General features: G+C 45.3%; 36 protein-coding genes. All 36 read left to right on the plus strand.

The features are described 5' to 3' along the window. Nucleotides 1-115: 115 nt before the first annotated feature. Entirely contained in the window at nt 116-364 is a 249-nt protein-coding gene (locus WH46_RS06930) for a ribosomal L7Ae/L30e/S12e/Gadd45 family protein (RefSeq protein ID WP_017815357.1), read from the plus strand. Nucleotides 365-501: 137 nt separating this feature from the next. Beyond that, nucleotides 502-921 carry a 30S ribosomal protein S12 gene (rpsL, locus tag WH46_RS06935; RefSeq protein WP_017815358.1) on the plus strand — a complete coding sequence of 140 codons (420 nt, stop codon included), beginning with the start codon at nt 502-504 and terminating at the stop codon, nt 919-921. Between the two features lie 49 nt (nt 922-970). After that, nucleotides 971-1,441, plus strand: coding sequence for a 30S ribosomal protein S7 (gene rpsG, locus WH46_RS06940; RefSeq protein WP_017815359.1), 471 nt, complete (start codon nt 971-973; stop codon nt 1,439-1,441). 50 nt (nt 1,442-1,491) lie between these two features. Further along, on the plus strand, nt 1,492-3,564 hold the full coding sequence (gene fusA, locus WH46_RS06945; protein WP_017815360.1) for an elongation factor G: 2,073 nt from the start codon (nt 1,492-1,494) through the stop codon (nt 3,562-3,564). A gap of 112 nt (nt 3,565-3,676) precedes the next feature. Then, nucleotides 3,677-4,867 (plus strand): elongation factor Tu, encoded by a 1,191-nt coding sequence (gene tuf, locus WH46_RS06950; RefSeq protein ID WP_017815361.1) that lies wholly within the window; start codon nt 3,677-3,679, stop codon nt 4,865-4,867. A 327-nt stretch (nt 4,868-5,194) separates the two neighbouring features. Then, nucleotides 5,195-5,503, plus strand: a complete 309-nt coding sequence (gene rpsJ / locus WH46_RS06955; protein ID WP_017692074.1) for a 30S ribosomal protein S10 — start codon at nt 5,195-5,197, stop codon at nt 5,501-5,503. A 45-nt stretch (nt 5,504-5,548) separates the two neighbouring features. Next, a complete protein-coding gene (gene rplC, locus WH46_RS06960; protein WP_017815362.1) occupies nt 5,549-6,172 on the plus strand; it encodes a 50S ribosomal protein L3 in 624 nt (207 codons plus the stop codon). 25 nt (nt 6,173-6,197) lie between these two features. Next, entirely contained in the window at nt 6,198-6,821 is a 624-nt protein-coding gene (rplD, locus tag WH46_RS06965; protein ID WP_017815363.1) for a 50S ribosomal protein L4, read from the plus strand. Continuing rightward, entirely contained in the window at nt 6,821-7,114 is a 294-nt protein-coding gene (rplW, locus tag WH46_RS06970; RefSeq protein ID WP_017815364.1) for a 50S ribosomal protein L23, read from the plus strand. The genes rplD and rplW overlap by 1 nt, the downstream gene beginning before the upstream one ends. A gap of 12 nt (nt 7,115-7,126) precedes the next feature. Beyond that, the gene (gene rplB, locus WH46_RS06975) at nt 7,127-7,957 is read left to right on the plus strand and encodes a 50S ribosomal protein L2 (RefSeq protein WP_017815365.1); all 831 of its coding nucleotides are present in this window, start codon (nt 7,127-7,129) and stop codon (nt 7,955-7,957) included. 62 nt (nt 7,958-8,019) lie between these two features. Continuing rightward, nucleotides 8,020-8,298, plus strand: coding sequence for a 30S ribosomal protein S19 (gene rpsS, locus WH46_RS06980; protein ID WP_017815366.1), 279 nt, complete (start codon nt 8,020-8,022; stop codon nt 8,296-8,298). Between the two features lie 35 nt (nt 8,299-8,333). Further along, nucleotides 8,334-8,681, plus strand: coding sequence for a 50S ribosomal protein L22 (rplV, locus tag WH46_RS06985; protein WP_017815367.1), 348 nt, complete (start codon nt 8,334-8,336; stop codon nt 8,679-8,681). A gap of 15 nt (nt 8,682-8,696) precedes the next feature. Beyond that, nucleotides 8,697-9,362 carry a 30S ribosomal protein S3 gene (gene rpsC, locus WH46_RS06990; RefSeq protein WP_017815368.1) on the plus strand — a complete coding sequence of 222 codons (666 nt, stop codon included), beginning with the start codon at nt 8,697-8,699 and terminating at the stop codon, nt 9,360-9,362. A 2-nt stretch (nt 9,363-9,364) separates the two neighbouring features. Further along, nucleotides 9,365-9,799 carry a 50S ribosomal protein L16 gene (gene rplP, locus WH46_RS06995; RefSeq protein WP_017815369.1) on the plus strand — a complete coding sequence of 145 codons (435 nt, stop codon included), beginning with the start codon at nt 9,365-9,367 and terminating at the stop codon, nt 9,797-9,799. Then, nucleotides 9,789-9,989, plus strand: coding sequence for a 50S ribosomal protein L29 (gene rpmC / locus WH46_RS07000; RefSeq protein ID WP_017815370.1), 201 nt, complete (start codon nt 9,789-9,791; stop codon nt 9,987-9,989). The genes rplP and rpmC overlap by 11 nt, the downstream gene beginning before the upstream one ends. 52 nt (nt 9,990-10,041) lie before the next feature. Next, on the plus strand, nt 10,042-10,305 hold the full coding sequence (gene rpsQ, locus WH46_RS07005) for a 30S ribosomal protein S17 (protein ID WP_017815371.1): 264 nt from the start codon (nt 10,042-10,044) through the stop codon (nt 10,303-10,305). A gap of 37 nt (nt 10,306-10,342) precedes the next feature. Further along, on the plus strand, nt 10,343-10,711 hold the full coding sequence (gene rplN / locus WH46_RS07010) for a 50S ribosomal protein L14 (RefSeq protein ID WP_017815372.1): 369 nt from the start codon (nt 10,343-10,345) through the stop codon (nt 10,709-10,711). 53 nt (nt 10,712-10,764) lie between these two features. Next, on the plus strand, nt 10,765-11,121 hold the full coding sequence (gene rplX, locus WH46_RS07015; RefSeq protein ID WP_017815373.1) for a 50S ribosomal protein L24: 357 nt from the start codon (nt 10,765-10,767) through the stop codon (nt 11,119-11,121). Nucleotides 11,122-11,154: 33 nt separating this feature from the next. Continuing rightward, nucleotides 11,155-11,697 carry a 50S ribosomal protein L5 gene (rplE, locus tag WH46_RS07020; RefSeq protein WP_017815374.1) on the plus strand — a complete coding sequence of 181 codons (543 nt, stop codon included), beginning with the start codon at nt 11,155-11,157 and terminating at the stop codon, nt 11,695-11,697. 68 nt (nt 11,698-11,765) lie between these two features. Continuing rightward, complete coding sequence (locus tag WH46_RS23800) at nt 11,766-11,951, plus strand: type Z 30S ribosomal protein S14 (protein WP_013312154.1); 186 nt, start codon at nt 11,766-11,768, stop codon at nt 11,949-11,951. A 32-nt stretch (nt 11,952-11,983) separates the two neighbouring features. Continuing rightward, nucleotides 11,984-12,382, plus strand: coding sequence for a 30S ribosomal protein S8 (rpsH, locus tag WH46_RS07025; RefSeq protein WP_017815375.1), 399 nt, complete (start codon nt 11,984-11,986; stop codon nt 12,380-12,382). 31 nt (nt 12,383-12,413) lie between these two features. Continuing rightward, nucleotides 12,414-12,956 carry a 50S ribosomal protein L6 gene (rplF, locus tag WH46_RS07030; RefSeq protein ID WP_017815376.1) on the plus strand — a complete coding sequence of 181 codons (543 nt, stop codon included), beginning with the start codon at nt 12,414-12,416 and terminating at the stop codon, nt 12,954-12,956. A gap of 82 nt (nt 12,957-13,038) precedes the next feature. Beyond that, nucleotides 13,039-13,404: a 50S ribosomal protein L18 gene (rplR, locus tag WH46_RS07035; RefSeq protein WP_017815377.1), complete on the plus strand. Its 366-nt coding sequence runs from the start codon at nt 13,039-13,041 to the stop codon at nt 13,402-13,404. A gap of 27 nt (nt 13,405-13,431) precedes the next feature. Then, nucleotides 13,432-13,929, plus strand: a complete 498-nt coding sequence (gene rpsE / locus WH46_RS07040) for a 30S ribosomal protein S5 (RefSeq protein WP_017815378.1) — start codon at nt 13,432-13,434, stop codon at nt 13,927-13,929. Between the two features lie 12 nt (nt 13,930-13,941). Next, nucleotides 13,942-14,127 carry a 50S ribosomal protein L30 gene (gene rpmD / locus WH46_RS07045; RefSeq protein WP_017815379.1) on the plus strand — a complete coding sequence of 62 codons (186 nt, stop codon included), beginning with the start codon at nt 13,942-13,944 and terminating at the stop codon, nt 14,125-14,127. 46 nt (nt 14,128-14,173) lie between these two features. Next, the gene (gene rplO, locus WH46_RS07050) at nt 14,174-14,614 is read left to right on the plus strand and encodes a 50S ribosomal protein L15 (RefSeq protein ID WP_017815380.1); all 441 of its coding nucleotides are present in this window, start codon (nt 14,174-14,176) and stop codon (nt 14,612-14,614) included. Continuing rightward, nucleotides 14,614-15,912: a preprotein translocase subunit SecY gene (gene secY, locus WH46_RS07055; protein WP_017815381.1), complete on the plus strand. Its 1,299-nt coding sequence runs from the start codon at nt 14,614-14,616 to the stop codon at nt 15,910-15,912. Before rplO ends, secY begins: the two co-directional genes overlap by 1 nt. Before the next feature lie 92 nt (nt 15,913-16,004). Next, nucleotides 16,005-16,649, plus strand: a complete 645-nt coding sequence (locus WH46_RS07060; RefSeq protein ID WP_026136398.1) for an adenylate kinase — start codon at nt 16,005-16,007, stop codon at nt 16,647-16,649. A gap of 5 nt (nt 16,650-16,654) precedes the next feature. Beyond that, nucleotides 16,655-17,407 (plus strand): type I methionyl aminopeptidase, encoded by a 753-nt coding sequence (map, locus tag WH46_RS07065; protein ID WP_017815383.1) that lies wholly within the window; start codon nt 16,655-16,657, stop codon nt 17,405-17,407. Between the two features lie 9 nt (nt 17,408-17,416). Beyond that, nucleotides 17,417-17,713, plus strand: a complete 297-nt coding sequence (locus WH46_RS07070) for a hypothetical protein (protein ID WP_017815384.1) — start codon at nt 17,417-17,419, stop codon at nt 17,711-17,713. A 13-nt stretch (nt 17,714-17,726) separates the two neighbouring features. Beyond that, nucleotides 17,727-17,942 carry a translation initiation factor IF-1 gene (gene infA / locus WH46_RS07075; protein ID WP_017815385.1) on the plus strand — a complete coding sequence of 72 codons (216 nt, stop codon included), beginning with the start codon at nt 17,727-17,729 and terminating at the stop codon, nt 17,940-17,942. A gap of 116 nt (nt 17,943-18,058) precedes the next feature. Then, on the plus strand, nt 18,059-18,172 hold the full coding sequence (gene rpmJ / locus WH46_RS07080) for a 50S ribosomal protein L36 (protein WP_003333770.1): 114 nt from the start codon (nt 18,059-18,061) through the stop codon (nt 18,170-18,172). Nucleotides 18,173-18,194: 22 nt separating this feature from the next. Continuing rightward, nucleotides 18,195-18,560, plus strand: a complete 366-nt coding sequence (gene rpsM, locus WH46_RS07085; RefSeq protein ID WP_017815386.1) for a 30S ribosomal protein S13 — start codon at nt 18,195-18,197, stop codon at nt 18,558-18,560. Between the two features lie 16 nt (nt 18,561-18,576). Next, the gene (rpsK, locus tag WH46_RS07090) at nt 18,577-18,972 is read left to right on the plus strand and encodes a 30S ribosomal protein S11 (RefSeq protein WP_017815387.1); all 396 of its coding nucleotides are present in this window, start codon (nt 18,577-18,579) and stop codon (nt 18,970-18,972) included. A gap of 133 nt (nt 18,973-19,105) precedes the next feature. After that, nucleotides 19,106-20,050, plus strand: coding sequence for a DNA-directed RNA polymerase subunit alpha (locus WH46_RS07095; RefSeq protein WP_017815388.1), 945 nt, complete (start codon nt 19,106-19,108; stop codon nt 20,048-20,050). Nucleotides 20,051-20,084: 34 nt separating this feature from the next. Continuing rightward, the gene (gene rplQ / locus WH46_RS07100; protein WP_017815389.1) at nt 20,085-20,450 is read left to right on the plus strand and encodes a 50S ribosomal protein L17; all 366 of its coding nucleotides are present in this window, start codon (nt 20,085-20,087) and stop codon (nt 20,448-20,450) included. Nucleotides 20,451-20,599: the final 149 nt, after the last annotated feature.

Raw genomic sequence — 20,599 nt, forward strand, 5'->3', positions numbered from 1 at the left:
AATTCTTTATAGAACATTCAACTTATCTATTGACACTAACCGTATGGTAATGCTAATATAGCAAAGGTGCGTGAATAGAGCGCTGATCCCTGATCTTTTGGAGGGAATCGTTAAGATGACTAATGATAAAGGATTACAGGATGCCCGTATCAAGATCGGCACCAAGCAGACAATGCGAATGGTCGAAACGGGGCAAGCTGATGAAGTCTATGTTGCGCAGGATGCAGAGCAGCATCTCATTTCAAAGATCGTGCAATTGTGTTCCAAGCACTCTGTCAGAATCACTTATGTAGATACGATGAAGGAACTGGGCAAAGCATGTGGAATCGAAGTGGGAAGTGCAATGGCTGTTGTCCTTAAATAATGCAATAAGGAACGTTTTTGCTAGTCAGAACGGCAGGCAAAAACTTTTCATTTGTTCTTTTATGAACCGCCTGGGTCTGTGGGCTTAACAATCGGTTTACAAAAGAACTGAAAATATGGGAAGGGGGTGGCAATACAATGCCAACTATCAATCAATTGGTCCGTAAAGGACGTCAAGCGAAAATCGAGAAATCGAAATCTCCTGCACTGCAAAAAGGGTTTAATGCTCTGAAGCGTCAAGAGACAAACCTGAGTGCTCCACAAAAACGTGGTGTATGTACTCGTGTAGGTACGATGACTCCGAAAAAACCTAACTCCGCGCTTCGTAAGTATGCTCGTGTACGTTTAACTAACCGTATCGAGGTTACTGCTTACATTCCGGGTATCGGTCATAACCTTCAAGAGCACAGCGTAGTACTCGTACGCGGTGGCCGGGTTAAAGACTTACCAGGGGTTCGTTATCATATCGTTCGTGGCGCGCTGGATACAGCAGGCGTTAACAACCGTATGCAAGGTCGTTCCAAATATGGTACAAAACGTCCTAAAGAGAAAAAGTAATTCGATAGTGCAGAAATCTGCACTGCACATTTAAGAAAGGGGGATAAACATGCCAAGAAAAGGTCCAGTTACCAAAAGAGACGTGTTGCCTGATCCGGTTTATAACAGCAAGCTTGTTACTCGCCTGATCAACCGCATCATGATCGACGGAAAACGTGGAGTTGCTCAAAGCATTCTTTATAACGCGTTCAACCTGATCCAAGAACGTACAGGAAATGATCCTATGGAAGTATTCGAGGCGGCAATCAAAAACATCATGCCGGTTCTCGAAGTTAAAGCTCGCCGTGTCGGTGGCGCTAACTATCAAGTACCTATCGAAGTTAAGCCGGAGAGACGTACTTCCCTTGGTCTGCGTTGGCTCGTAAACTACTCCCGCAACCGCGGCGAGAAGACTATGGAAGAGCGTTTAGCAGCAGAAATCATCGATGCATCCAATAACACTGGCGCATCCGTGAAAAAACGTGAAGATACACACAAAATGGCTGAAGCGAACAAAGCGTTTGCTCACTACCGCTGGTAGGATTCAAGCCAATTTTCAAAAATTCCTATTTTTGAAGGGAGCACCTATTCATGGCAAGAGAGTTCTCCTTGAAAAATACACGTAATATTGGTATCATGGCACACATTGATGCCGGTAAAACAACCACTACAGAACGTATCTTGTTCTATACAGGCCGTACGCACAAAATCGGTGAAGTTCACGAAGGCGCTGCGACAATGGACTGGATGGAGCAAGAACAAGAGCGCGGTATTACGATTACATCCGCGGCTACGACTGCTCAGTGGAAGGGCCACCGCGTTAATATCATTGATACTCCAGGTCACGTTGACTTCACTGTTGAAGTTGAACGTTCCCTGCGTGTATTGGACGGGGCCGTAGGCGTATTTAGTGCGAAAGAGGGCGTTGAGCCACAATCCGAGACTGTTTGGAGACAAGCAGACCGTTATGGTGTACCTCGTATCGCTTATGTCAATAAAATGGATATTATCGGTGCTGATTACCTGAACGTAGTTAAAGACATGCGCGATCGTCTGCAAGCGAACGCAGTAGCGATTCAATTGCCGATCGGTGCAGAAAATGACTTCGTAGGTATTATCGATATTATTGAAATGAAAGCCATCCAGTACAAAGATGATCTGGGTAAAGATCCGGTAGATATCGAGATCCCAGCCGATTTGAAAGATACTGTTGATGAGCTTCGTATGGAACTGGTAGAGAAAGTATCAGAACTGGACGAAGATCTGATGATGAAATACCTTGAAGGAGAAGAGCTGACGGTTGACGAAATCAAATCTGCTCTCCGTAAAGGTGTTTGTGATGTTAAGATCTTCCCTGTAATCTGTGGTTCCTCTTACCGCAACAAAGGTGTTCAGCCGATGTTGGATGCAGTTATCGATTACCTGCCATCGCCACTGGATGTACCGGCGATCAACGGTCAACTCGAAGACGGTACAGAAGAAATTCGTCATTCTTCGGATGAAGAACCATTCTCTGCACTGGCATTCAAAATCATGACTGACCCTTATGTGGGTAAACTGACATTCTTCCGTGTATACTCTGGTGTACTGCAATCCGGTTCTTACGTTCTGAATGCCACTAAAGGCAAACGCGAACGTATCGGTCGTATCCTGCAGATGCACGCTAACAGCCGTGAAGAAATCAGCGTAGTTTACGCTGGTGATATCGCTGCAGCTGTTGGTTTGAAAGATACAGGAACTGGTGATACACTGTGTGATGAGAAGAATCCGGTTATCTTGGAGTCCATGAACTTCCCTGATCCGGTTATCGAGATCGCAGTTGAGCCAAAAACCAAAGCAGACCAAGATAAAATGGCAACTGCTCTGGGTAAATTGACGGAAGAAGATCCAACTCTGCGCGCTTCTACTAATGAAGAAACAGGACAAACTATCCTGGCAGGTATGGGTGAGCTTCACCTTGATATCATTATCGACCGTATGCGTCGTGAATTTAAGGTTGAAACTAACGTAGGTCAACCACAGGTTGCTTATCGTGAAACATTCCGTCAGCCAGCTCGCGTCGAAGGTAAATTCGTACGTCAATCCGGTGGTCGTGGTCAATACGGTCACGTATGGGTTGAATTCGAACCTCTCGAAGCAGGTACTGGTAACCAATTCGAAAGCAAAATCGTCGGTGGTTCCGTACCAAGAGAATACGTTGGTCCTGCACTTCAAGGTATCGAGGAGCAAATGAAGAACGGTGTTCTTGCAGGCTTCCCGGTTGTAGACGTAAAAGCTACAGTTGTAGACGGATCTTATCATGATGTCGATTCCAACGAGATGGCATTTAAAATTGCCGGTTCGATGGCATTGAAATCCGCAAAAGACAAGTGTAAACCTGTCCTGCTGGAGCCAATCATGAAAGTTGAAGTTACAGTACCAGAAGAGTACATGGGTGACGTAATGGGTATGCTGAACTCCCGTCGCGGCCGTATCGAAGGTATGGATTCCCGCAGCGGTACTCAAATTATCCGTGCAAAAGTACCTCTGTCCGAAATGTTTGGATATTCCACAACACTTCGTTCCGGTACACAAGGACGAGGCGTGTTCTCCATGGAACTTTCTCATTATGAAGAAGTACCTAAGAGCATTGCTGAAGCAGTTAGTGCAAAAGCTAACGGCTAAGTCCGAATTATGTTTTCACTTATGGAGTAGGCAGGAGGCGGTTTGACCGCTTTCTGATCCATATTCCATAACAAAAATAAACAACACTACCTTCAAGGAGGAACTGTTTAAAATGGCAAAGGCTAAATTTGAACGTAATAAACCGCACGTTAACATCGGTACTATCGGTCACGTCGATCATGGTAAAACAACTCTGACTGCTGCAATCACAACTGTACTGTCCAAAACTTACGGTGGTGCTGCTGTAGCATTCGATCAAATCGATAAAGCTCCTGAAGAGCGCGAGCGCGGTATCACTATCTCTACTGCACACGTAGAATACGAAACTCCTAACCGTCACTATGCACACGTTGACTGCCCTGGTCACGCTGACTATGTTAAAAACATGATCACTGGTGCTGCACAAATGGACGGAGCGATCCTGGTTGTATCCGCAGCTGACGGCCCTATGCCACAGACTCGTGAGCACATCCTGCTGTCCCGCCAAGTAGGCGTACCTTACATCGTAGTATTCCTGAACAAATGCGACATGGTAGAAGACGAAGAGCTTCTGGAACTGGTTGAAATGGAAGTTCGCGATCTGCTGAGCGAATACGATTTCCCAGGCGACGATACTCCAATCACTCGTGGTTCTGCTCGTGAAGCACTGGCTAACCCTGATGGCGACTGGGCTAAGAAAATCGTTGAAATGTTCGAAACAATCGATACTTACATTCCAACTCCAGAACGCGACACTGACCGTCCGTTCCTGATGCCTGTCGAGGACGTATTCTCTATCACTGGTCGTGGTACAGTTGCAACTGGCCGTATCGAGCGTGGTACTGTTAAAGTCGGCGACGAGATCGAAATCGTTGGTATCCAAGAAGAAACTAAGAAATCTGTTGTTACGGGCGTAGAAATGTTCCGTAAACTGATGGATTCCGCTCAAGCTGGTGACAACATCGGCGCCCTGCTGCGTGGTGTAGACCGTGCACAAATCGAGCGTGGACAAGTACTGTCCAAACCAGGTTCTGTTAACCCGCATACTGAGTTTTCTGCTCAAGTATACGTTCTGACAAAAGAAGAAGGTGGCCGTCACAAGCCTTTCTTCACTGGTTACCGTCCACAGTTCTACTTCCGTACAACTGACGTAACTGGCGTTATCTCCCTGCCAGAAGGTACTGAAATGGTTATGCCTGGCGACAACATCACTGTTACTGTATCCCTGATCAATCCAATTGCGATTGAAGAAGGTACACGCTTCGCGATTCGCGAAGGTGGACGTACAGTTGGCGCTGGTGCGGTAGCTACCATCTCCAAATAATTAATCTTTCCGCGTGATCTTCGGGATCCGGAAGATTTAAATAAGCAACAATGTATTGTAACGAAGCAACATTGTATCCTAATCGAAAGTTAAGATGAGGCCTGCTTCCTTTGCAAAAAGGTGCAGGTCTTATTTTTTTATGGAAAGTTTCAAAAAAGACTTGCGCATCAACCAGCTTATCATATATAATAACTAATGTTGTGCTGAGACGTTGCGATGATGTGAGAGGTTACTGACACACCCGGCTCCTTTGCCATGAGCGGTGAGTTGGAAAATTTTCACGGAGTATGTCCGATAATAAATTGGGCGATAAAAGGAGGGACTAAAATGGCAAAGCAAAAGATTCGTATTCGCTTGAAAGCTTACGATCACAGAATTCTTGATCAATCCGCAGAGAAAATCGTTGAAACGGCTAAACGTTCCGGCGCAGGAGTATCCGGACCGATCCCGCTTCCGACTGAGAAACAAATCATCACTATTCTCCGTGCGGTGCATAAATACAAAGATTCTCGTGAACAATTCGAACAACGCACACATAAGCGTTTGATCGACATTGTTAACCCAACTCCACAAACTGTGGATGCTCTGATGCGTCTGGACTTACCGTCTGGCGTAGATATCGAAATCAAACTTTAATCCACATAGATGTGGTAATACGCAAAAGCGAAAAGAGGTGTCAACATGAAAGGTATCTTAGGAAGAAAACTTGGTATGACTCAAGTCTTTACCGCGGAAGGTAACGTTATTCCTGTAACGGTAATCGAAGCTGGACCATGTGTGGTTCTGCAGAAGAAAGACCTGGAAAATGACGGATACGAAGCGGTACAAATCGGTTTTGCTGATAAAAAAGCAAGCAGATCTAACAAACCGGAAGCAGGACATGCTACTAAAGCAAACACTGTGCCTAAGCGCTACGTTCGCGAAATTCGCGGTGTTGACCTCGCAAATGTCGAGGTTGGCCAGGAACTCAAAGCAGACTTGTTTGCTGAAGGTGAGTTCGTTGACGTAACGGGTATTTCCAAAGGTAAAGGTTTTGCCGGCGTTATCAAACGTTGGGGACAAAGCCGCGGACCAATGTCTCACGGTTCCCGTTATCATCGCAGACCAGGTTCCATGGGTTCTATCCAAGCGAACCGTGTACCGAAAGGTAAACGTCTGCCAGGTCACATGGGTCATGATACAGTAACGATCCAACGCCTCGAAGTTATCCGCGTGGATGCAGAGCGTAACGTAATTCTCGTTAAAGGCTCTATTCCAGGCCCTAAAAATAGCTTCGTTAAAGTTAAAGAAACGGTGAAAAAATAATTAAAAAAGAAAGGAGGAACATGAAATGCCCAAAGTAGCACTTTATAGTATCGATGGCAGCCAGGTTGGTGAAATCGAATTGAGCGATTCCGTATTCGGTATCGAACCTAATACTAGCGTGCTCCACGATGCAGTTGTTATGCAACGCGCTTCTCTTCGTCAAGGTACTCACAAAGTAAAAGGACGCTCTGAAGTTCGCGGTGGTGGACGCAAACCATGGAAACAGAAAGGAACTGGACGTGCTCGTCAAGGTTCTATCCGTTCTCCACAATGGAAAGGCGGCGGCGTAGTATTTGGACCAACTCCACGTAGCTATGCTTTCAAACTTCCTAAAAAAGTTCGTCGTTTGGCGATCAAATCTGCTTTGTCTTCCAAAGTAGTAGCTAATGAAATCATCGTTCTGGATGCACTGACTCTGAATAGTCCAAAAACTAAAGAGTTTGCAGCAATCCTGAACAACCTGAAAGTAGACCGTAAAGCATTGATCGTAGCTTCCGAGTACGACAATAACGTAGCTCTTTCTGCTCGTAACATCCCAGGTGTTAAATTTGTTGCAGCTGACGGTGTAAATGTTCTAGACGTGCTTGTGCACGATAAACTGATTCTGACGAAGGAAGCAGTTCAGAAGGTAGAGGAGGTGTTCGCGTAATGAAGGATCCACGCGATATAATCAAGCGTCCGGTAATTACTGAGCGTACTGCTGACTACATGAGCGAACTGAAATATGCTTTCGAAGTTGACATTCGTTCGAATAAAACGGAAATCAAAAAGGCAATTGAAGAAATCTTCAAAGTGAAAGTGTCTAAAGTTAACACTCTTCGCATGCCAGCTAAACCAAAACGTTATGGCCGTTACAGTGGTTATACTTCCGAATGGAAGAAAGCAATCGTAACATTGGCTCCAGAAAGCAAACCGCTTGAGTTTTTTGAATCTGTAGAGTAAGGAGGACAACCCGTGCCTATTAAAAAGTACAAACCGACATCCCCGGCTCGTCGTAATATGAGTGTTTCGACATTCGAAGAGATTACAACGAATCAACCGGAGAAAACGTTGCTGGCTCCGCTTTTCAAAAAAGCAGGCCGTAACAACCAAGGTAAAATTACTGTTCGTCACCACGGCGGCGGACACAAGCGTAAATACCGTATCATCGACTTCAAGCGTAACAAAGATGGAATACCAGGTCGCGTTGCTACAATCGAGTACGATCCAAACCGTACTTCCAACATCGCGCTGCTGCATTACGCTGATGGCGAAAAACGCTACATCATCGCTCCAAAAGGACTGAAAGTTGGAGATCAAGTATTCTCCGGTCCAGAATCCGATATCAAAATTGGTAACTCCCTTCCACTGGAAAACATTCCTGTAGGTACAGTTATCCACAATATCGAATTGAAACCAGGTAAAGGTGGTCAGCTCGTTCGCGCAGCTGGTACGGAAGCCCAATTGCTTGGTAAAGAAGAAAAATACGTATCTATCCGCCTGTCTTCCGGTGAAGTACGTCGCGTACTCAAAGTATGCCGCGCTACAATCGGTTCTGTAGGTAACGAAGATCACGAATTGATCAAAATCGGTAAAGCTGGTCGTAACCGCTGGTTGGGCAAACGTCCACAAGTTCGAGGCGTAGTTATGAACCCTAACGATCACCCACACGGTGGTGGTGAAGGTAAAGCTCCTATCGGTCGTAAATCTCCAATGTCACCTTGGGGTAAACCAACTCTGGGTTACAAAACTCGTAAAAAAGGTAAAGCTTCCGATCAATACATCATTCGCCGCCGCACGAAGTAAGATTTGTGCGTGAATGCTTGTAAAGTATGAAGTGACGAAAAGATGAAGGGAGGATTCAACCTATGAGCCGTAGTCTTAAAAAAGGTCCTTTCGTGGATGGATACTTGCTGAAAAAAGTGGAAGTTCTGGATGCTGACAACAAAAAAACAGTGATCAAAACTTGGTCCCGTCGCTCCACAATTTTCCCACAATTCATCGGACACACTTTCGCTGTCTATGATGGACGCAAACATGTGCCTGTATACGTAACGGAAGATATGGTCGGACACAAGCTTGGTGAGTTCGCACCAACTCGTACGTACAAAGGTCACACTGACGATGACAGAAAAACAAGACGTTAATATAGTGTTGTAAAAGTAAGAGAGGAGGTCACGCAATGCAAGCGAAAGCACATGCAAAGTTTGTACGCATCGCTCCGCGCAAAGTTCAACTGGTTGTTGACCTGATCCGCGGAAAGCAGGTTGGTGAAGCGATCGCAATTCTGCGTCATACACCAAAATCTGCATCTCCGGTAGTTGAGAAACTTCTTAACTCCGCAATCGCCAATGCTGAGTTCATCAGCACTGAGAAAAACGAATCTCTGGACGTGAACAACCTGTTCATTTCTGAAGCTTTCGTAAACCAAGGTCCTACTTTGAAGCGGTTCCGCCCTCGTGCAATGGGACGCGCAAGTAAGATCAACAAACGCACCAGCCACATTTCTTTGGTGGTAACTGAAAAATAAAAGGAGGGAAAACGTGTGGGCCAAAAGGTAAATCCCATCGGATTGCGTGTAGGTATTATCCGTGACTGGGAATCTAAATGGTATGCTGGTAAAGACTTCGGCGATCTTCTTCTGGAAGACGTTCGTATCCGTGAATACCTGAAGACGAAACTGAAGGAGTCCGCTGTCTCCCGAATCGAAATCGAGAGAGCGGCTAATCGCGTGAACGTTACAATCAACACTGCGAAACCTGGTATGGTTATCGGACGCGGTGGTTCTGAGGTTGAAGTACTTCGTAATGAAGTGACTAAAATCGCAGGCGGTAAAAAAGTTCACATCAACATTTCCGAAATCAAAAATCAGGAACTGGATGCTATCCTCGTTGCTGAAAGCATTGCACAACAACTGGAACGTCGCGTTTCTTTCCGTCGTGCTCTGAAACAATCGATCCAAAGAACTATGCGCTCTGGCGCTAAAGGAATCAAAACAGCCGTTAGCGGACGTCTTGGCGGTGCTGAAATCGCCCGTTCCGAAGGTTACAGCGAAGGAACTGTTCCACTGCATACACTTCGTGCTGATATCGATTATGGTACAGCTGAAGCTCATACAACTTACGGCCGTATCGGCGTAAAAGTATGGATCTATCGTGGCGAGGTTCTTCCTACGGCTAAGAAACAAGCTGCTCAGGAAGGAGGCAACTAATCATGTTGGTACCTAAACGTGTAAAACACCGTAAACAGCACCGTCCAGGAATGGCTGGTCGCGCTAAAGGCGGTACTGAACTGAACTTCGGCGAATTCGGCCTGCAAGCTACTGAGCCTGCATGGATCACGAACCGTCAAATCGAAGCTGCCCGTATTGCTATGACTCGTTATATCAAACGTGGTGGTAAAGTATGGATCAAAATTTTCCCGGATAAACCTATTACTCAAAAGCCTCTCGAGGTTCGTATGGGTAGCGGTAAAGGTAACGTAGAAAAATGGGTTGCCATCGTTAAACCAGGAAAAATTATGTTTGAACTTGCTGGCGTATCTGAAGAGATTGCACGTGAAGCAATGCGTCTGGCTTCTCATAAATTGCCGGTAAAAACTAAGTTTGTGAAACGTGAAGAATTGGGTGGTGAAGCAAATGAAGGCTAATGAATTGCGCAACCTTACCACTGCTGAAATCGAGCAAAAGATTGCTGGTTTTAAAGAGGAACTCTTTAACCTGCGCTTTCAACTTGCTACCGGTCAATTGGATAACCCTACTCGTATTAGCGCAGTCCGTAAGCAAATTGCACGTGCTAAAACAGTAGTTCGTGAAAGAGAACTCGGAATTACTTCATAATCCAATATTTGACGAGCTTGTGATTGCCGTCAGCTGAGGGAGGAGGCCCACTATGAGCGAACGTAATGCCCGTAAAGTACAGGTAGGCAAAGTTGTCAGCGACAAAATGGATAAAACTATTGTTGTAGCTGTAGAAACTTACAAAAAGCATGATCTGTATCACAAACGCATTAAGTACACTAAGAAATTCAAAGCTCATGATGAAAACAACACTGCGAAAATCGGTGACGTTGTTAAAATCATGGAAACTCGTCCACTGTCCAAGGATAAAAACTGGAGACTGGTGGAAGTTGTAGAAGAAGCAATCATCATTTGATGATTTGATATAAGTTGCCTGGAAGGAGGAACTAGAAATGATTCAACCATTTACACGTTTGGCTGTAGCCGATAACTCCGGCGCAAAAGAACTGATGTGTATTCGCGTATTGGGTGGTACTGGACGTCGTACAGCTGCTATTGGCGATACTATTGTGTGTTCTGTAAAACAAGCAACACCAGGCGGCGTTGTCAAAAAAGGTGATGTAGTTAAAGCAGTAGTTGTTCGTACGAAGAGCTCTGTACGTCGTAAAGACGGTTCTTACATCGCATTTGATGAAAATGCAGCAGTGGTAATCAAAGACGATAAAGGCCCTCGTGGTACTCGTATCTTTGGACCAGTTGCTCGTGAACTGCGTGATCGCGATTACATGAAAATCGTTTCCCTGGCTCCGGAAGTCATCTAAACGATACCGATATAAGGCCCTGTGCCTGAGTGAGTTATAGGAGGTGTACAGAAATGGCGAAAGTGAAAAAAGTGTTGGAGTCTCACAACAACAAACTGCACGTGAAAAAAGATGATACGGTTATCGTAATCAGCGGTAAAGACAAAGGTAAAAAAGGTCGCGTAATCGCTGCGTATCCTCGTGAAAATCGCGTACTGGTTGAAGGCGTGAATATGATCACCAAGCATCAAAAACCGACTCAGCTGAACCCGCAAGGTGGACGCATCGAGCAAGAAGCACCTATCCACGTTTCGAACGTAATGCACGTTGATCCTAAGGACGGAAAAAAAGTAACCCGTATTGGTTACAAAACACTGGATAACGGCAAAAAAGTTCGTGTGGCTAAGCGCTCCGGAGATACAATCGATTAATACTAATTGTTAAGGAAAGGAGGACCTTCCACAATGGCTTCAAGAATGAAAGAGATGTACCTGAACGAAATCGTACCTTCCCTGACTACGAAATTCAACTACACGACTGTTATGCAAGTCCCTAAAGTTGAAAAAATCGTTATCAACATGGGTGTGGGCGAAGCGGTATCGAACTCCAAAGTATTGGATTCTGCTGTAAGCGATCTGCAACTGATCTCTGGTCAAAAACCAGTTATCACTCGTGCTAAAAAATCCATCGCTGGATTTAAATTGCGTGAAAACATGCCAATCGGTGTTAAAGTAACACTGCGCGGCGATCGTATGTACTACTTCCTGGACAAACTGGTGAACATTACACTGCCTCGCGTACGTGACTTCCGCGGTGTATCTTCCAAAGCGTTCGACGGTCGTGGTAACTACACACTGGGTCTGAAAGAGCAACTGATCTTCCCAGAGATCGAGTACGATAAAGTTGATAAAGTACGTGGTATGGATATCGTTATCGTAACTACAGCTAAAACGGACGAAGAGTCCCGTGAACTGCTGACCCAACTGGGTATGCCTTTCGTAAAATAATGTGAAATGTACGGGGTTCGAATATAAGCCCCTTTTTCTCCGAAAATCTTTAGGAGGTGTCAGGCGAAGTGGCTAAAACTTCAATGAAAGTTAAACAACAACGTACACCGAAGTTCAAAGTGCGTGCTTACACTCGTTGCGAACGTTGTGGTCGTCCACATTCCGTTTTGCAAAAGTTTAAAATTTGCCGTATTTGCTTCCGTGAATTGGCATACAAAGGCCAGATTCCTGGCGTGAAAAAAGCAAGCTGGTAAACCATTGATTAACAGGAAGGAGGTTCACACACATGTCTATGTCAGATCCAATTGCTGATATGCTTACTCGTATTCGTAACGCCAACACTGTGCGTCACGAAACAGTAGAAGTTCCAGCTTCTAAAATGAAGAAGCAAATTGCTGATATCCTGAAACGTGAAGGTTTCATTCGTGATGCTGAAATGGTTGAGGATAACAAACAAGGAATTATCCGTATTTTCCTGAAATACGGTCAAAATAACGAGCGTGTAATTACTGGCCTGAAACGTATCAGTAAACCAGGACTTCGCGTTTACACGAAGAGCAATGAAATCCCTCGCGTATTGGGTGGACTCGGAATCGCGATTATCTCTACTTCTAACGGAGTGGTAACCGATAAAGAGGCTCGTCAATCCAAAAGCGGCGGCGAAGTTATTTGCTACGTTTGGTAATTAACGTCATAAAATAAGGAGGTGCAACGCAATGTCCCGTATTGGTCGTAAACCAATTGAAGTACCTAGTGGTGTAGAAATCACTATGGATAACACTACTCTTACGGTAAAAGGTCCGAAAGGAACCCTGTCCCGTGAGCTTCACAAAGACATGAAAGTAAACGTTGAAGGTAACGTGATCACGATTGAGCGTCCTTCTGACAATAAACTTCACCGTTCCCTGCACGGAACAACTCGCAGTGTTGTGAGTAACATGGTGAGCGGAGTAACTACTGGTTTCTCCAAAGCTCTGGAACTGGTTGGTGTCGGATACCGCGCAAGCAAATCTGGCGATAAAATCGTTCTGAACGTAGGTTACTCTCACCCGGTAGAAATTACTCCGGAAGCAGGCATCGAGTTCGATGTACCTACTAACACTCGTATCGTAGTTAACGGTATCGATAAAGAGCGCGTAGGTGCTTACGCAGCTAAAATCCGCTCCGTACGCGAACCAGAACCTTATAAAGGTAAAGGTATCAAGTATGAAGGCGAACGTATTCTTCGTAAAGAAGGTAAAGCTGGTAAGAAAAAATAAGCTAGGGGATAATGGCTCATTACCCCAAGCAAGCTAGCTTGAAGCTGGCTCAGGTAAAATGAAGGGAGTGAAATATACAGTCATGATTACTAAAGCTGATAAAAATAAAGCTCGTCTGAAAAGACATCTGCGTGTTCGTAAGAACATCACTGGTACTGCTCAGCGTCCTCGTCTGAACATTTTCCGTTCTGCAAAACACATCTATGCTCAACTAATCGACGACGTGGCTGGTGTAACTTTGGTATCTGCATCCACTAAGGATAAAGATCTGAAAGACATCAAAAACGGCGGTAGTGTTGAAGCTGCTACTCAAGTAGGACAGCTGATCGCAAAACGTGCAGTTGAACAAGGACACGAGTCTGTTGTATTTGACCGCGGAGGCTATTTGTATCACGGACGGATTCAAGCCCTGGCAGATGCAGCTCGTGAAGCGGGTCTTAAATTCTAAAACATTGTAAAAAAGGAGGTAAACGACTTGCGTATTGATCCAAATACTTTAGAACTTACTGAAAGAGTAGTTCATATTAATCGTGTAGCTAAAGTAGTTAAGGGCGGACGTCGTTTTAGCTTTAGCGCGCTAGTAGTAGTAGGCGACGGTAAAGGCTGGGTTGGTGCTGGTCTCGGTAAAGCCGGTGAAGTACCTGATGCGATTCGTAAAGGTATCGAAGATGCTAAGAAAAACCTGGTACACGTTCCACTCGTAGGAACTACAATTCCTCACCTCGTAAACGGTAAATTCGGAGCAGGCCGCGTAATGCTGAAGCCAGCATCTGAAGGTACTGGAGTAATCGCTGGTGGTCCAGTTCGTGCCGTTCTGGAACTCGCTGGTGTAGGTGACATCTTGACAAAATCCCTGGGTTCTTCGAACTCCATGAATATGGTTAATGCTACGCTGGAAGGCTTGTCTCGCCTGAAACGTGCTGAAGATGTAGCTAAACTGCGTGGAAAAACAATCGAAGAGCTGCTCGGTTAAGGAGGGAATCACATGGCTAAATTGGAAATTACCCTCGTCCGTAGCGTGATCGGTCGTCCAGAAAACCAACGCGTCACTGTAAAAACTTTGGGACTGCGTAAACTGAACCATTCGGTCATTCAAGAAGACAATGCTGCTATTCGCGGCATGGTTAACCAAGTACAACACTTGGTATCTGTAAAAGAAATTCAAGGCTAATTGATCGAAAGATTAGCCTATTATCAATAAGGAGGTGCAACGAACGATGAAATTGCATGAACTTTCTCCAGCACCTGGTTCCCGTAAAGAACGTAAACGTGTCGGTCGCGGAACTAGTAGTGGTACTGGTAAAACATCGGGTCGTGGTCACAAAGGACAAAATTCACGCTCTGGCGGTGGTGTTCGTCCAGGATTTGAAGGCGGTCAAAACCCATTGTATCGTCGTTTACCGAAACGTGGATTTGTTAACCCAACCCGTAAAGAGTACGCACTGGTTAATGTAGCTGAACTGAACAGTCTGGCTGCTGATACTGAAGTTACTCCGGAATTCTTGATGGAGCAAGGCATTGTAAAAAGTGCGAAAAGCGGAATCAAGATCCTGGGCAATGGCGAACTGTCTGTAAAACTGACTGTAAAAGCGAATAAGTTCTCTCAATCTGCGGTAGAGAAGATCGAGGCTGCCGGCGGTAAAACCGAGGTGATCTAATGTTCAAGACCCTGACGAATATATGGCGGGTGGAGGATCTTAGAAATCGGATACTATTTACCCTGCTGGTACTGATTGTCTACCGTATCGGTTCGTTTGTACCAGTACCTGGAGTAAACACGGAAGTTTTCACTGCCACAAATAACCAGGGGCAAGAATTATTCGGTCTTTTAAATACCTTCTCCGGAGGAGCATTGTCTCGATTCTCGATCTTTGCCCTCGGGATTATGCCGTATATCACAGCGTCCATCATCGTACAGTTACTGTCGATGGATGTCATTCCGAAATTTGCGGAATGGGCAAAACAAGGGGAACACGGTAAAAAGAAGCTAGCACAGATTACTCGCTACGGTACAGTTATTCTGGGTCTGATTCAGGCCTTTGGTACATCGATCGGCTTTAACCGTCTATACAACACAGAAATGATTCCAGGTGCTACTATCTGGAGTTATGTTCTGATTGCACTTGTATTGACGGCCGGTACATCTTTCCTGATGTGGCTTGGCGAGCAGATCACTGAAAAAGGAATTGGTAACGGGATCTCGATTATCATCTTCGCGGGGATCGTGGCAGCAATTCCACAGCATATTCGTGATATGGTTCAATCGGATTTCTTGGCGCCAGGTCAAACGTTCATGAACGTTGTGAAACTGGTTGTCGTTGTTATTGTCGTAGTTTTGATTGTTGTCGGTGTTATCTTTATCCAACAAGGGATTCGGAAAATTCCGGTGCAATATGCAAAACGCGTTGTAGGTAACAAAATGTATGGCGGTCAGAATACACATATTCCACTGAAGATCAATTCAGCTGGTGTTATCCCTGTAATCTTCGCTGTATCCCTGCTTCAATTCCCGATCATTATAGCAAGCTTTTGGTCTACACATCTCTGGGCACAATGGATTACCAAGAATCTTTGGTATGATCAGCCGCTCGGTATGGTGCTGTATGTTATAATGATTATAGGCTTTACTTTCTTCTATACATTTGTGCAAATGAATCCTACACAAATGGCAGATAATATGAAGAAGAACGGTGGTTATATTCCAGGCGTTCGTCCAGGCAAGCCTACGGCTACCTACTTGACTCGTGTTATGACTCGTTTGACCATGACCGGTTCACTGTTCCTGGCGCTCATCTCGGTATTACCAGTATTCCTGGGAGCAATCTCGGGTCTGCCTAAATCCGTTCAGATCGGTGGTACTTCCCTTCTCATCGTTATCGGTGTTGCACTGGATACCATGAAAACGATCGAAAGCCAGCTTATCAAACGCCATTATAAGGGTTTTATCAATAAATAGACGGCAGGTTCCGGCTGAATGGGGTGTCCCATTCATATCCGGCACCTTTCGTGCTGTTCTTGCAAGAGTAGTTTTAGGGGGAGTGACGAAGCGTGAACATTATATTCATGGGACCTCCGGGAGCAGGTAAAGGAACACAAGCTGCTGTGATTGTGAAAGAGCTGGGCATTCCTCATATTTCTACAGGCGATGCATTTCGTCTGGCGATCAAACAGGAAACTCCAATCGGAGTAAAAGCCAAAGAATTCATTGACCAGGGTTTGCTGGTACCGGATGATGTAACCAATGGAATCGTGGAAGAGCGGCTCGCTCAACCTGACTGTGAAAAAGGTTTTTTGCTTGACGGTTATCCTAGAACTTTGGCTCAAGCTGAGGCGCTGGATAAAATGCTGGCGGCAATGGACCGTAAGCTGGACCACGTAATCAATCTAAAAGTAGACCGGGATAAGTTGCTCGTTCGTATTACTGGACGACGCATTTGCAGAACCTGCGGTGCTACTTACCACATCGTATTCAATCCGCCGAAGCAAGAAGGCGTATGTGATATCGATGGTGGGGAACTCTATCAGAGACCTGATGATAACGAAGAAAGTGTAGCAACCCGCCTTGACGAGTACGGTAACAAGACGGCACCTTTGCTCTCTTACTACGGAGATCGCAATCTTCTGAGAGATATTGATGGCGAACAAGGCATTGACGTAGTATCACAGGATATTGTGTCATTGCTGAGAGGTTAAGCGGAATGATCATTTGCAAATCCGAAACAGAACTTGGCTTTATGCGAGAAGCAGGGCGAATCGTAGCGGAAACACACGCTTTGATCAAACAGTCTATCGAGCCAGGGATTACAACGGAAGAGCTCGATCAACTTGCGGACCGTTATATTCGCAGCCAGAATGCCTTGCCATCGTTCAAAGGATACAATGGTTTTCCTGCCAGTATTTGTGCTTCGGTGAATGAGCAGCTTGTTCATGGATTCCCAAGCAAACGCAAACTGCAAGAAGGCGACATCGTTACTTTTGATATTGGAGCTCAGTATCAGGGGTATCACGGTGATTCGGCGTGGACCTATCCGGTAGGACAAATTTCTGACGAAGCGAAGCGTCTTTTGGAAGTCACAGAAGGGGCTTTATTTGCAGGACTAGACCTGGTAAAACCGGAGGTGCGTCTGTTTACAATATCACATGCGATACAGCGTTTTATTGAAGATGCCGGGATGTCGGTCGTACGAGAGTATGTCGGTCACGGGATTGGAACCAAATTGCACGAAGATCCGAAAATCCCGAATTATGGGATCGCAGATCGGGGTCCACGGCTAAAACCAGGAATGGTTCTCGCAATTGAACCGATGGTGAATGTTGGTGGACAGCAAGTGAAAACGTTGGAAGACAAATGGACAGTAGTTACGGTTGATGGCTCACTGTGTGCCCATTTTGAACATACAGTTGCGGTTACACCGGACGGTATGGAAATTTTCACAAAACTTAACGCGTAGGTGATTGTTTTGAAACTAGGGACATCCCCGCAGGTCGGTCAAGTTGTGAGAGTTTCGAAGGGAAAAGGAGCTGGCCAACCTGCTGTAATCATTGCAATATCGGATGAGAAATTCGTGTATATCGCCGACGGAAACAAACGCAAGTTTGATCAGCCTAAGAAGAAGAATCTGCTTCATCTGGAGCTGATGCCGATGGTGAGTAGCGAAATCGTAGACAGTTTGCAAGAAAGCGGACGGGTCACAAACGGAAAGTTGCGTCATGCAGTTGCCAAGTTTGTTGAATCTGCCGAAAAAAATACGGTTTAAGGAGGAACTCATTGTGGCTAAAGAGGATGTTATTGAGGTAGAAGGCGTGGTTCTTGAACCATTGCCGAATGCAACGTTCAAAGTTGAGCTGGAAAATGGTCACCAGATTCTTGCTCATGTTTCCGGTAAGCTGCGGATGCACTTTATCCGTATTCTGACTGGAGATAAGGTGGTAGTTCAACTTTCACCTTATGATTTGACAAAAGGTCGTATAACTTATCGTAAATAAAACACAAATGCATAAATCTATGGTATAATAGATACTTATGTGATATAAATTTGTGGTGCAGATAATATGCTGACGAAATAAGTTTTACGGTAGTAAAACTTGAGGAGGTAATTAACATGAAGGTAAGACCTTCTGTAAAGCCCATCTGCGAAAAATGCAAAGTCATTCGCCGCAAAGGGAATGTAATGGTAATTTGTGAAAACCCTAAGCACAAACAAAAGCAAGGTTAATTAATCGAGGAGGTGTAGCGTAATGGCACGTATAGCTGGTGTAGATTTACCACGTGATAAGCGCGTTGAGATCGCCTTGACATATATTTTCGGAATCGGTAAAACGACTTCCCAGAAAATTCTGAGTGGTACAGGTATTGACTTTAACACTCGTGTCCGCGATCTAACTGAAGATGAAGTAGGAAAACTGCGTGAAGCAATTGAAAGTACAAAGGTTGAAGGTGATCTTCGTCGTGAGATCTCTTTGAACATCAAACGTCTGATCGAAATCGGATGCTACCGTGGTGTTCGTCACCGTCGTGGTCTGCCGGTTCGTGGACAACGTACTAAAACAAATGCTCGTACACGTAAGGGTCCTCGTCGTACAGTAGCGAACAAGAAGAAGTAAGGGAGGTTAATGAGCAATGGCTAAAGCTAAAAAAGTCGTACGTACTAAGCGTCGCGACCGTAAAAATATCGAATCTGGCGTGGCACACATTCGTTCCACGTTTAACAATACGATCGTTACTATTACGGATCCTCATGGTAATGCCATTTCCTGGGCTAGCTCCGGCGGTCTTGGATTTAGAGGTTCCCGTAAGTCCACTCCATTCGCAGCACAACTGGCAGCTGAAACAGCAGCTAAAGCAGCTATGGAACACGGCATGAAAGCTGTTGAAGTTATGGTTAAAGGTCCAGGTGCTGGACGTGAAGCAGCAATTCGTTCTCTGCAAGCAGCTGGTCTGGAAGTTAACCTGATTAAGGATGTAACTCCAATCCCGCATAACGGATGCCGTCCACCAAAACGTCGTCGCGTATAATCGAAGCATGTCTCTTCAATGTGGTCATACTCCCGGAGATGCATTTATGCTTGCCGGGGACTACTGCATGTCTATTGAATAAAGTTTTAGCGACAGTTTCACCGAAGCGACGTTTTGAAGGAGGGATATTGCAGTGATAGAAATCGAAAAGCCGAAAATTGAGACCGTAGATGTAAATGATGAAGGAACCTATGGCAAGTTCATCGTAGAACCTCTCGAACGTGGTTACGGCACAACACTTGGCAATTCACTTCGCCGGATCTTGCTTTCTTCTCTTCCGGGAGCAGCGGTAACATCCGTACAAATCGATGGTGTATTGCACGAGTTCTCAACGGTTCAAGGAGTAATGGAAGACGTTACGGAAATTATTTTGAACCTCAAGGCCCTTTCTCTGAAAATCCACTCTGATGAAGAAAAATTGTTAGAGATTGATGCAGAAGGAGATGGAGTGGTCACTGCAGGAGATATCCGTGCTGATAGTGACGTGGAAATCCTTAACCCGGATCTTCATATTGCCACTCTGGCTCCAGGTTCTAGACTCCACATGCGTATTTTTGCAAATCGTGGACGCGGTTATGTAGCGGCAGATAAAAACAAACGTTCTGATCAGCCTATCGGCGTGATTCCGATCGATTCGATTTATACTCCGATCTCCCGTGTTAACTATGGTATCGAAAATACTCGTGTTGGCCAGGTTACGAACTATGACAAGCTGACTATCGAGATCTGGACAGATGGAAGCATTCGTCCGGAAGAGGCAGTAAGTCTGGGTGCCAAAATTCTGACCGAGCATCTGATGCTGTTCGTAGGTCTGACCGACGAAGCTAAAGACGCTGAAATTATGGTCGAAAAAGAAGAGGACAAAAAAGAGAAAGTGCTCGAGATGACTATCGAAGAGCTTGACCTCTCTGTACGTTCTTACAACTGCTTGAAACGTGCCGGCATCAATACGGTACAAGAACTGACTACTAAATCCGAAGATGACATGATGAAAGTCCGCAACCTGGGACGTAAATCTCTTGAAGAAGTTCAAGAGAAGCTTCAGGAACTGGGTCTTGGTCTGCGTCAGGAAGAATAGTCACTTAATTATTTAAAGAAGGAGGGAATACAATATGGCATATCAAAAATTGGGTCGCAACTCCAGCGCTCGTAAAGCACTGTTCCGTGATATGGTAACTGACCTGTTCTTATATGAGCGTATTCAAACGACAGAAGCAAAAGCAAAAGAACTTCGTTCTATCGCTGAAAAGCTGATCACCCTGTCCAAGCGTGGAGATCTGCATGCTCGTCGTCAAGTAGCTGCTTATGTACGTCGCGAATCTCTCGATGGTGGACAAGATGCAATTCAAAAATTGTTCTCTGAACTGGCAACTCGTTATGCAGAGCGTCCAGGTGGATACACTCGTATCCTGAAACTGGGACCTCGTCGTGGCGACGCTGCACCTATGGTTTACCTTGAACTGGTAGACCGCGCGTAACATGCAGATAAAGAAGGGTGGACAGGGTCATCGGATTCTGACAAAGCCCTTTTTTTCTCTGTCTGGATAAGTTACTGGTATCAAGATAAAGGAGGGAGCTCCACTAGGGGCTCCCTCACTTTGTATGTGTATATAAAGGTGTGAGATAC

The organism is Paenibacillus dauci, assembly GCF_000971985.1.
In the GTDB taxonomy this organism is placed as follows: Bacteria; Bacillota; Bacilli; order Paenibacillales; family Paenibacillaceae; genus Saccharibacillus; species Saccharibacillus dauci.